Source organism: Paratissierella segnis (assembly GCF_014385195.1).
In the GTDB taxonomy this organism is placed as follows: Bacteria; Bacillota; Clostridia; order Tissierellales; family Tissierellaceae; genus Paratissierella; species Paratissierella segnis.
Window position 1 is genome coordinate 1 of record NZ_JACRTG010000017.1, and the last position, 11765, is coordinate 11765.

An 11765-nucleotide genomic window follows, 5' to 3' on the forward strand; every position below is an offset into this window, starting at 1 on the left:
TGCTTTCATAGTTGTCAAATTATCATCTCCCTAGTGTTCTAATGTTGACAAAATGTATTGCCAACATTAAAAGTACTTTGTAGAGATATTATCCCATGATTTTTGACACTATTAAACCCCATGATATTATTGTACGATTACTTATTAAATGATAAAACTAATTAAAATTAAAAACAATTAAAAACAGCATTAAATTTTCAATGTTCATTAAAAGCAGGAACTTTTAAAATAAAGTTTCAACATTCATATAAAAACATTATATTTAGAACTATATTAGAACAACACACCAATAGCAGGTACTATTATAATAATATCTGTTATTGGTGCAATATCCATGTCACTTATCGTACATTTCCCCTAATATTTTAATCTCTTCAATTATATCCTCTCTAAGTTTTTCAGGTTCCATTACTTCAGCATGCTTTCCCATACTCATAACCCACGATTTAACTTCTTTATATCCCTTCAAATCTGCCTCAAAAATAATAGTATCCTCGTCAATTTCAACTATGCTTTGATTAATTGAATATTGTTTCTCTTTGACAAGTTGACTCATTGGATAAGAAATCTTTAACTTCAAATGGAAGAGATCATCATCTATTATCCCAAATGATTTACGTATGGTACTTTTAAAATCATATTTTATATTTATAGAAAATTTTTGATTCAATAAGTCTAGACTTTCTATTCTTGATAGTTTGAAATATCGAACTTCCTTTCTCATCTCACAATATCCAAAAAAATATATAGCTCCTTTATGGCTAAAAGTACCATAAGGATGAACTATACGAGTGCTAAGTTCTTTTTGATTTCCATCAGATTTTATCGGTTTATAGCTCATCTTAACTTTTCTCTTATTAATAATTGCCTTTTTAATGATATTCCAATTTTGCCTTTCTTTTTCTTTCATTGCTAAGGGCTTGAAGCTATCTTTGGTAAAAAAATCAACACCTTCAAAATCATTTTGATAATTTAACATTTTATAAGTAAAAATCTCAAAATCCGATGAAAATAAATAGTTTCCGCTTTTAATGATTTCATTAGCCATCTTTAAAGATTCTAACTCTTCTTTCTTTATTGACAACTCCTTTAAATCTATACCGTTTTCAAGATAATATCCGCCGTATCTTCCACGTTTTGAACCTATATAAATTCCTGCCTGTTCCAAATCATCTTTATACTGCTTAATCATTCTAGGACTCACTTCAATAATTTCGGCTAATTCTTTGACCTTAATAATGCCTCTCCCTTGAATTAATAAGTACATATTTAATATATTGGATAATTTCGACATCAAATCCCCTCCAACATTAATAATTATATGTACTCTCTTCTACATAATTTCTTAAAATCCTCTTTTTTTCTCAAATTATTTACAAAATTTTACCAAATCAATCCTCCTATCATTAGGATACATACTTCTTTTTATTCCCATAAAAAAACCTCCCAATTGGGAGGAAAAACTATAAAATAGTTTTTTTATTGTAGTAAAGCTAATGTGATAAATACATAATCATTGACCTTCATCAATTCTAACTATGCCATCTTCTAATATTTCAATAGTCATATCGTCCTTTACATAATTTAAAAATTCGTCACCAAGGTTGTCAATCGTAGGCAGTTCGTTTTCTGTCCAAACATCAGATAATATAGCTCCTGCAGCAGCTAAGGAATCAATAGACTTCGAAAAAAGAAGACATGACGGGGAACGCCCTAAAGAGCTAGCACAAAATAATACCATGCCCCCTGTTGTAGAACCAATAGTTTGAGGTAAACAGAGTGCTTTACCTGCCATTTTCTTTTGATAAATATCCTTATTATTTTGATCAGAACAAGTAGCATTTTTATCATTGAACATTAAACTTTTTTGAAAACTTGCTAGGGTATTGAATCCATCCCTGCTGACCAACGCAGGCGCTATAGCTGTTCCCGGAACTACCACTCTACCCTTGAATTCCTTCATTTAGAACACCTCCTTGGTAATAGCCTCAATTATTTCTCCATCGGTATAATATCTGGATGTAGTATATGTCCTGAGCTTGTTAGAATTTGTAATTACAGGCATTTTACCGCACAAAGGATTGTTCATATACATTAAAGGGCAGATATAGGAGGTTCTTACTCCAATATTATTCAAAATTTTAGATTCAGGTAATTTATAAAATTCTTCTAAAACCTTAGGTGAGGATGTGAGTACAGTAGGTACAGTAACTTTTTTTCTCCTTTGTTTTATAAGTTCATCCTCTATATCCTTAGTCCATCTCATTAACTGGTCAAGAGATAAGTGAGGGCAACCTATAAAGCACACCTTCGGTTTTGCATCCTTATCCTTCCACATTATTGGATAATTTTCTTTAATTCTATCCAACTCATTATCATTAACGATATATGTTTTGGGATTTTGACCTATTAACCTGTCTCCAAATTCCTTTGCTTCGGGAGTCAAATTCTCCACATGGAATAGCCCAACAGCACCATTGCTAGCTGTAGCAGCGCCCATATCCTTTAGATAATCCTTAGCGCTTTCATTCAATTCATCATCAAAATGCCGGCTTAGATTTTTAATATATGGGACATCCTCCATAACTTTCATTCCAATTGCACTGCCTAATATTTGAGCTTCAGGAAGATTATCAGTTTGAATGTCAATGATCCAATCAGCCTTTCTTCCTTCATCTGTTAATAGCCCAAAATATGGAACCTTGCCCAATATGCTGCCAAACATCTCAATAATTCCGGAATTTCTATTGGATCTAGCGCCCAAAACAGAGTTTGCATATACTACAGCTGAACTCTCTGCCCAGCTTAGCACATCGCCCTTCTTTGGAATATTACCTACTTCATCCATATAGCAAGTGCATGTAAACCCATCTTTTGACAATAGTCCCATCTTCTCTAATTGAGTCTCGTAATCCTTTTGTTTGCTATACATTATCTTAAACAATGTTTTTTGCAAGATATTTGAAGGAACATTATCAAAATCCAAAGGTCTTGGGTCTACTGTAAAATTTTGTTTTGATACAACATTCGCCTCTATAAGCTCATCCATCAGTTCATATACGGGCTTCATCATTGATAATCCAAAACTAGTAACTAAATGTCCATAATTGCTGGTTACCGGGACCAATTTACTCGCACCAAATGTATCTCCATACATAACAATTGTCTTCATTACTTTCCCAAGGACTTCTCCTTGTTTACCTTCCAGTATTTCAACCTCTTCCGGAGTTAGACTCATCTTATATTTATACATTCGACCCACTCCTTATTAAATAATACGTGCGAGAGCATTAGCTGCTCTTGTAGCTTCAAGAACCTTTCCGCTGTTTAAACTATCTCCAATGTTATATACCTCGGGAACAATCATTTCTTTCTGCACTTCATAGTACAATTGATTTCTAGGTCTATTGCCAATCGCCATAACAAATAAGTCAGCTTCTATTATCTTTTCTACTTCTTCCTTTTTAATTTTAGGAGCTAATGGATTTTCTATATTTTCCGGTAAAATAGGATGCCATACTAGATACGGATCAGGAACTGTATCCGATATATTTTGAATTACCTTTACACCATTTTCTTCAAACCCTAAAACCTTAGTACAATTAAGAAGCTTTACTCCTTCCTTTTCCAGATAGTATATCAAGTGTCCCCTATTAGCAGTACATACGCCATTCATAAAATACTTTTCCATCTCTACAATAGTTACATCAAGACCTTGCTCATACCTTAGCCAATACGCGGTTTCACACCCTACTACACCTCCGCCGATTACCACAGCACTCTTTGAATCTTTTAATAGATTGGGATTTTGTAAAATTTGTGTTGCTTCTACAACATTTACCTTATCCATATTTTTAAATGGCGGAATAATTTCATTACCTCCCATTGCAAAAATAACAGCGTCAAAATCTCTTTCCTTTAACCAAGAGGACGTAACATCTGTGTTGGGAAGAAATTCAAAATTATCCAACTCCTTAGCCTTATCTACTTGTCTTTCTAAATATTGCCTATAATTTTTCACATCAAATTTTATCTTTGGAGTTCCTCCGGGTATAAGTTTACCGCCAATTTTATCGGTCTTTTCTATCAGTTCGACCTTATGTCCGCGTTTAGCGGCAATTATTGCAGCCATAACACCTGCCGGTCCGGCACCTACTACCCCTATATTTTTGATCTTCTGTGCTGGTGTCAATTCCAATGGCATTTGATACTCAAAACTGGTCCTAGGATTTACCGCACATTGGGGATGTCCTCCCTCTACAAATTCATTGATACATCCTTCTTGACATCCAATACAAGGAACTATATCTTCAACTTCACCTTTATATACTTTAGTTGGCCAATATGGATCTGCAAGAAGCGGTCTTCCAAGCATGACCATATCACATTTTCCATCTCGAAGAGCTTCTTCTGCTAAATCCGGATATCCAAGTTTTCCAACCCCAACTATTGGTACCTCCTTGCCCGCATTGGACATGATTTTCTCCTCTTTAAAATATTCCTTGACCAATTTTGATACTTCAAGAAAACATCCAGGTGGCATTCCAGCCGGAGGATGAGGCAGCCACCAATTATCATAACAACCTAAATCTACATCAAATATATCTACGCCTTCTTTAACTAGATTTTTCATATAATCTAAGGTCATCTCTATAGTTCTTCCGTTTTTAAACTTTCTTAATGATTTGTTGTTCATCTTCTCCCCATAGGTTTCATTTAAAGCAAGGCTCAAATCGATCCTATACATAATCGGATAATGAGGTCCGACACGATTTCTTATCTCTCTTATCATATCTAACCCAAAAGCCTGCCAATCCGAGTACCTTCCCATTTTTCTTCTATTAAATGCAGGATTGGTCAATTGCTCTAGTAGATAGCCTTCATGCCCATGCAAATATACTCCGTCTATTTTCGAAGCCTTTGCATCTGCTGAAGCCTGTCCTGCATTTTTTATGATCCTTCTAAGCCCTCTGTTTGAAAGTCGTGTACTAGGAATTTGTGGAATGTAGAAATTTGGATTCCAAGATGCGGATTTAGGAAATTTTTTTAAAGTAAGTAAGCACTGCGGGTTCCCAACTCGTCCAAGACCCGGCGTAAGCTGTATAAATATTTTGGCACCATGACTATGTACTCCACTGGCTAAATCTCTCCAACCGGCAAACACAGATCTGGATCGGTCTATTCTTGGAAAATAGCTTAAACCCCCCGGTTCAACAACAGTCGGATCTACACCTTGACTTATGGGTATAAGCCCGGTAGTAATAAGTCCAACCCCACCCTTTGCTCTTTCTATAAAATACTGAATCATTTGGTCTTTTGGTCTTCCTGTCTCATCACTCATGGCGATATTTCCCATAGGCGCCATTACAAGTCTGTTCTTAATGGTCATTCTGTTAATGTCTATTGGTTCAAATATTGATGTGTACGGATATAAATTTTTAGTCATTTTACCTGAATTGTAGCTTGATTCATCATTAAACCAATCACCATAGCTGTTAATCAATTCTTCAACCAATTTATCGGTTTTCATTATATCCCCCCATTCCGAACAATGTTCGGTTTATTTGTTAATATTATATCATAGGTATTATATGTATTCAATACTTTACTATGATAATATTTTAAACAATGCTATAATATATTTCTAAGATAATATAGAGGAGATAATAATTAATGATTCAAAAAAATCATGCAACTAAGAAAAAAATTTTAGGAGTAACTAAAAAAATGGCCGTTGAAAAGGGTTTTGAAAGTTTAACAATTAGAGATATATGCAAAGAAGCAAAGATATCTGTTGGTGCTTTTTATCACCACTTTCCCTCCAAGGAAGAACTAATCAATGAATCTTTTTTAATATATGACCATGATTTAGATTCAAGAATAGACCAATATGATATATCAACTCCACTATTGTCATTGAAAAACCTCTTGCTTGATCAAGTTCAATTTGTATCCGGCTTTCCATACAAATTAGTTGTCGAATATTATAGGGCAATTCTTGCTTCTTCTTCAAAAGGAGCTGTAAGCAAGGAAAGAACATATTATAAGGCAGTCGATCATTTTGTGGAATTATCCCTTATTAAAAATCAGCTTTCTTCCAATTATTCAAAGGATTATTTAACAAATTATTTTATAAAACATATTCGGGGAAATTTGATCCACTGGTGTTTAAATCCTGATACTATGGATATAGTAAATCAAACATCATCTGAATTGGACCAATTATTTGAGATGTTTTCACAATAAAACTTATAAATAAACATCCAATCCCATTTACAATTTCATCCAATTTAGATAAACTATAATTAATATAACGATTTCGAGGTGATCTTTTGAAAAATTTTCAAACTAAATTAAGTTACTATGCAAAGCTAATAGTCAAAGTAGGTATCAATGTACAAAAGGGGGAACCATTGGTAATTAGCTCTCCAATTGAAGGGATTGAATTCACAAGACTATTAGCAAAACACGCCTATGAAGCAGGCGCAAGTGAAGTACACGTGAATTGGAATGATGAAGTGTTAACTAGGCTAAAGTATGAAAATGCTCCTATGGAAATTTTTGAAAATTATCCATTGTGGCATGCAGAAGGATTGGAAGACTATGCTAAACGCGGTGCAGGATTTATTTCCATATCAGCACAGGATCCTGAATTGTTAAAGGGAATTGACTCTAAAAAAATTGCAGCAGCTAACAAATCATCTTCTATGGCATTAAGAAAATGGAGAAATTATACTATGAATGATTTAAACTCATGGTGTGTTATGTCCATTCCAACAAAGAATTGGGCTAAAAGGGTATTCCCAAATGTCTCAGAAGAGGAAGCATTGGAAAAACTTTGGGATGCTGTATTCAAGGCAACTAGAATGGATTCCAAAGACCCTGTCAAAGCATGGGAAGAACATTTAGATACGTTACAGGAAAAAGTCATATTCTTAAATGAAAAGAAGTTTAAATCTCTGCATTATACTGCAAAAAATGGTACTGATTTAGTAGTTGAATTGCCCGAAGGGCACATTTGGGCAGGTGGCGGTGGAGATAACGCCAAGGAAACATATTTTGTAGCAAACATGCCTACAGAAGAAGTGTTTACTATGCCGCACAAGAATGGAGTCAACGGGATTGTCTATAGTACAAAACCCTTAAATTATAGCGGAAGTTTGATTGACGATTTCAGCATCACTTTCAAGGATGGTAAGGTAGTCGATTTCAAAGCTAAAGTCGGAGAAGGGGTCCTAAAAGATTTGCTTGATATTGATGAAGGTGCAAAACACCTGGGAGAAGTAGCATTGGTACCTTATAGCTCACCTATTTCTCAATCGAATATAGTATTTTTAAATACCTTATTTGATGAAAATGCATCATGTCATTTTGCTTTTGGAAAGGCTTATCCAACAAATATTGAAGGCGGAGAGAATATGAGCGATGAGGAATTAGAGAAATCAGGAGTAAACAATTCCCTAACCCATGTGGACTTCATGGTAGGTTCAGCTGATCTTTCAATAGTTGGAAAAACCCATAATGGAGAAAATATTCAAATATTTAAAGATGGTGAATGGAGTATATAGATAATGAAAGGGGTGGTCTACCACCCCTATTATTTTACAGTTTTAAGTTTTTAAGCGCATCAGCTAAATCAGTATTTAAATTTTCATCCTTCTTTTTTTGTTCCTTTAAAAATTTATTTACTTCTCTTTTATTTACTTTATTATTTGCATTCTTTCTTCTTTCATTAAATGTGGAAAGTTTCTCTCTATATCCGCATGAGCATACAAATATTTGTCCTTCTCCTTCACCCCTAAGTTCCAAGTGTTTCTTGCAATTAGGACAGCGAGCATTAGTTATTTGAGAGATAGGTTTTCTATAGCCACATTCCCTATCCTGACAAACATACATCTTCCCCTTCTTAGTCTTGACTTCCAGCATAAATTTCCCACACTCAGGACATTTAGTCCTTGTTATATTATCATGCCTAAACTTTTCTTCACTTAATTTTATACCCTTTATAATTTCCTCTGAATATTCCTTCATTTCATTGATAAATATCTTTCGATTTAATTTACCGTGTGCAATTTGCCCTAATTTCTTTTCCCATTCTGCGGTTAAATCCGGTGACTTTAATTCTTCCGGTACTAAATCCAACAATTGTCTGCCTTTTCCTGTAGTAAATATATCCTTACCCCTATTTTCTATGAGAAAGGTATTGAACAATTTTTCTATGATGTCGGCTCTTGTTGCTACAGTCCCAATTCCACCTGTTTCTCCCAATATCTTAGCTAACTCTTTGTTTTTATTTTCCATATATTTTGTTGGATTTTCCATAGCAGAAAGAAGAGTCCCTTCATTAAAAGGTGCCGGAGGTTTTGTCTTGCCGTTAGTTATAAGTATGGACAAAACTTTTAACGTATCCCCTTTTTTTATCAATGGGAGTACCTGCTCTCCTACATCATCATCTTCTGACTCATCGTCATTTAACGTATAGATTTCCCTATAACCCATCTTAATAATCCTTTTACCTTTTGCTATGAAATTTTCTTCAGAAATATTAACTTTGATAGTCGTTTGTTCATATTCAAATGGCGGATAAAGACAGGCTAAAAATCTTTTAACTACTAAATCATAGATTTTTCGTTCTTTGTCACTTAGCTCGGACAATATAACCCTTTGCTCCGTAGGAATTATAGCATGATGGTCAGTCACTTTAGAATTATCTACAAATGATTTATTTGCTACTATTGGCTTTGCAATTACTTGACTTGCAAATTTGCTGTATGGACCTATATTTATTGCCTTTAACCTCTCCTTTAGAGTTGGAACTATATCCTCGGAAATATATCTTGAATCAGTCCTCGGATAAGTAAGTATCTTATGGTTTTCATACAATCTTTGCATAATGGATAATGTTTCTTTGGCTGAAAATCCAAATATCTTGTTTGCATCCCTTTGCAATTCCGTTAAATCATACAATCCATTTGAATAAGACTTTTTTAAATGTTTATTTACATCTATCACTTCTGCATCTTTATTCTTTAATGAATTATATATTTTATCTACATGTTCTTTATCAAAGCTTCTGGTGTTATTGTTTTTATCCTGCCAAGTCAATTTTAAGTCCTTGGTATTTGCTGCTAACCCATAATACTCTTTAGGAACAAAGTTCTTAATTTCTTCTTCCCTTTGAGCTATTATTGCCAATGTTGGCGTTTGTACTCTTCCACAGGATAGTTGAGAATTGTATTTACAGGTCAATGCTCTTGTAGCATTGATTCCTACTATCCAATCGGCTTCAGCACGTCCTTTAGCCGATTCATATAAGTTTTCATATGCTCTTCCATCTTTAAGATTATTGAATCCATCTTTGATTGCTTTATCAGTTACTGATGATATCCAAAGTCTTTTAATGGGTTTTCGCACATTTGCTTTTTCAATTATCCATCTGGCAACCAGTTCTCCTTCACGTCCGGCATCGGTTGCTATGATAATTTCGCTGACGTCCTTTCTATCCATTAGCTCCTTTACTGTATAAAATTGCTTCTTGCTTTGTTTGATTACTACCAATTTCATTTCCTTTGGCAATATAGGAAGATCGTTTATATCCCAAGTTTTATATTTTTTATTGTATTCTTCAGGGTCTGCTAATGTAACTAAATGCCCTAGTGCCCAAGTGACTATATATTTATTACCTTCAATATATCCATTGCCTTTTTTATTTAATTTTAATACCCTAGCTATATCTCTAGCTACAGATGGTTTTTCCGCTAATACTAATGAGATTCCCATTTATTCACCTTCTTTGATTTGACTTAACTTAGGTTATTATCTTATCACAAAAAAGTCAAACCTTCAATTTTGAAAGCTAAATTTGTGCATTTTCTAACATTTTTTGTACATAAGTTGGCAGCATGAAGGAGCCAACATGTATATTAGAATTATAGTATTTAGTTATAAGTCCAAGTCTTTCCCATTCCTTATCTTTATGATCTGAAATAGGGTCATAGACTTTGCTTGCAAATCCAAACAGCCAATGCCCGGAAGCATAGGTGGGCATGTGATATTGATAAACTTTGGTTATCTCAAATATATTTTTTAATTTTGCATGTGCCCTTTTCATCTCCTGTGCATCATTTTCATAATATGGGCTTTCGTGTTGATTAATTAAAATTCCCCTGTCGTTTAGCGCCTTATAACAATTGTTATAAAAATCTATGGTAAAAAGTCCCTCTCCCGGTCCTATCGGATCTGTAGAATCGACTATAATTAAATCATAATAGCCATCGTATTTCTTTACAAATTCAATTCCATCCTCAAAGTGCATTCGAACTCTTGAGTCATCTAGCTTTGAAGCTGTTATTGGAAGGTATTCTTGGCAAAGCCTTACTACTCTCTCATCAATCTCTACAAGGTCTATAAGTTCAATTCCTTCATATCTGGTCAATTCTCTTACTGTACCACCATCTCCGCCGCCTATTACTAAAACCCTTTTTATCTCCGGGTTCACAGCCATTGGTACATGGACAATCATTTCATGATAGATAAATTCATCCTTTTCATTCACCATCATAAAACCGTCAAGTGTGAAGAATGTCCCAAATTCCTCCGATTCAAAAAAATCTATCTTTTGAAATGGAGTTTGTTCAGAATATATATGTCTATTTACCTTTATATCAAATTTGCAATTTTCCGTATAATTTTCAGAATACCATATGGTCATTTCTTTTCTCCCTTTCTTAAAAATTTCGTCCATAGTAGATTTCATGCATCTCTTTATTTAACTTTGTCAATATATTTCTTCTTTCCTCTTCAGTTAAATCCTCTTCTTTGATTTTAAACAAATAATTATCCAGCTTAAAATCCTTTACCATCATCTTCGTATGGAAAATGTTTTCTTCATGCATATTTATATCCATACTATTGTATAAATCCAGATTTCTTTTTGAAATAAAATCCTTTATTGAATTGATTTCATGGTCTTTAAAGTGTTTGCCACCATTTACGTCTCTGGTAAATCCCCTTATCCTATAATCACATATTATTATATCTGAATCGAATTTTTCTATTAAATAATCCAACGCCTTTAAAGGCGAAATCTTTCCGCAGGTTGATACATCAATATCTACTCTAAATGTCATGATGCCTCTGTCTGGATGATATTCCGGATAAGTATGGACGGTTATATGACTTGTATCCAAATGTCCTAAGATGGTTTTAGATTTTGCATTTATTTCTCCTCCATTACAAGAAGGATCAACACAAGCATTTGGCAACTTTTCTTCCGCTATCAGCAAATTTACACTTGCACCTTGAGGCTCATAGTCCTGTTTGGCTATATTTAATATATTAGCTCCAATAATTCTGGTAACTTCTTTTAAGATCTCAGTAAGCCTTGCTGAATTGTACTGTTCATCAATATATTCAATGTATTCTTGTTTATCCTCAGAGGACACAGCATAACATATATCATATATATTGAAGCTTAAAGTTTTAGTTAAATTATTAAATCCATATAATTTCAACTTTTCCATTTTTCAACCCTTTCTATATACTAGTATTCAAAGTAAGCTTCCACCCCAAAGGAAATACTCTTTTAATACCCTACAGTTCGACCCCAATAACTCTTAACTCTTAGTTCTTCACTCTTACCTCTTACCTATTACCTATCTTTCAAAACCGGAGATCCTTCGGAAGTAATGTTTATACTGCTAAACTCAGGATGACAAAAGCAGTGATTATACTGCATAGGATGAATATTGTTCAACTGTCAACTG

At 33.9% G+C, this 11765-nt stretch carries 9 protein-coding genes; 2 read left to right on the plus strand and 7 right to left on the minus strand.

Annotated features, from left to right (window positions below):
* Window positions 1–337: 337 nt before the first annotated feature.
* The 4 genes from H8707_RS06945 to H8707_RS06960 form a co-directional block, all read right to left on the minus strand.
* Complete coding sequence (locus H8707_RS06945) at window positions 338–1294, minus strand: helix-turn-helix transcriptional regulator (protein WP_262429415.1); 957 nt, start codon at window positions 1292–1294, stop codon at window positions 338–340.
* Window positions 1295–1513: 219 nt separating this feature from the next.
* The gene (locus H8707_RS06950; protein ID WP_262429416.1) at window positions 1514–1963 is read right to left on the minus strand and encodes an aconitase X swivel domain-containing protein; all 450 of its coding nucleotides are present in this window, start codon (window positions 1961–1963) and stop codon (window positions 1514–1516) included.
* Entirely contained in the window at window positions 1964–3253 is a 1290-nt protein-coding gene (locus H8707_RS06955) for an aconitase X catalytic domain-containing protein (RefSeq protein ID WP_262429417.1), read from the minus strand.
* Window positions 3254–3268: 15 nt separating this feature from the next.
* Window positions 3269–5530, minus strand: coding sequence for an NAD(P)/FAD-dependent oxidoreductase (locus H8707_RS06960; RefSeq protein WP_262429418.1), 2262 nt, complete (start codon window positions 5528–5530; stop codon window positions 3269–3271).
* Window positions 5531–5673: 143 nt separating this feature from the next.
* Between H8707_RS06960 and H8707_RS06965 the strand changes: the two genes are divergently transcribed.
* Both H8707_RS06965 and H8707_RS06970 read left to right on the plus strand, forming a co-directional pair.
* Complete coding sequence (locus H8707_RS06965) at window positions 5674–6246, plus strand: TetR/AcrR family transcriptional regulator (RefSeq protein ID WP_262429419.1); 573 nt, start codon at window positions 5674–5676, stop codon at window positions 6244–6246.
* Between the two features lie 86 nt (window positions 6247–6332).
* Window positions 6333–7568 carry an aminopeptidase gene (locus H8707_RS06970; RefSeq protein ID WP_262429420.1) on the plus strand — a complete coding sequence of 412 codons (1236 nt, stop codon included), beginning with the start codon at window positions 6333–6335 and terminating at the stop codon, window positions 7566–7568.
* A gap of 34 nt (window positions 7569–7602) precedes the next feature.
* On the opposite strand, the gene H8707_RS06975 is transcribed toward H8707_RS06970, so the two are convergent.
* From H8707_RS06975 to speD, 3 genes are all read right to left on the minus strand, one after another.
* Entirely contained in the window at window positions 7603–9780 is a 2178-nt protein-coding gene (locus H8707_RS06975) for a DNA topoisomerase III (protein WP_262429421.1), read from the minus strand.
* 76 nt (window positions 9781–9856) lie between these two features.
* Window positions 9857–10756, minus strand: a complete 900-nt coding sequence (gene speE, locus H8707_RS06980) for a polyamine aminopropyltransferase (RefSeq protein WP_262429422.1) — start codon at window positions 10754–10756, stop codon at window positions 9857–9859.
* Entirely contained in the window at window positions 10728–11522 is a 795-nt protein-coding gene (speD, locus tag H8707_RS06985) for an adenosylmethionine decarboxylase (RefSeq protein ID WP_262429423.1), read from the minus strand. Before speD ends, speE begins: the two co-directional genes overlap by 29 nt.
* Window positions 11523–11765 lie beyond the last annotated feature (243 nt).

Excerpts from the sequence above, each read along its gene's own strand:
- H8707_RS06955 (WP_262429417.1), bottom strand. The coding sequence starts at position 3,253 with ATGTATAAATATAAGATGAGTCTAACTCCGGAAGAGGTTGAAATACTG.
- H8707_RS06960 (WP_262429418.1), bottom strand. The coding sequence starts at position 5,530 with ATGAAAACCGATAAATTGGTTGAAGAATTGATTAACAGCTATGGTGAT.
- H8707_RS06945 (WP_262429415.1), bottom strand. The coding sequence starts at position 1,294 with ATGTCGAAATTATCCAATATATTAAATATGTACTTATTAATTCAAGGG.
- H8707_RS06965 (WP_262429419.1), top strand. The coding sequence starts at position 5,674 with ATGATTCAAAAAAATCATGCAACTAAGAAAAAAATTTTAGGAGTAACT.
- speE (WP_262429422.1), bottom strand. The coding sequence starts at position 10,756 with ATGAAATCTACTATGGACGAAATTTTTAAGAAAGGGAGAAAAGAAATG.
- H8707_RS06975 (WP_262429421.1), bottom strand. The coding sequence starts at position 9,780 with ATGGGAATCTCATTAGTATTAGCGGAAAAACCATCTGTAGCTAGAGAT.
- H8707_RS06950 (WP_262429416.1), bottom strand. The coding sequence starts at position 1,963 with ATGAAGGAATTCAAGGGTAGAGTGGTAGTTCCGGGAACAGCTATAGCG.
- speD (WP_262429423.1), bottom strand. The coding sequence starts at position 11,522 with ATGGAAAAGTTGAAATTATATGGATTTAATAATTTAACTAAAACTTTA.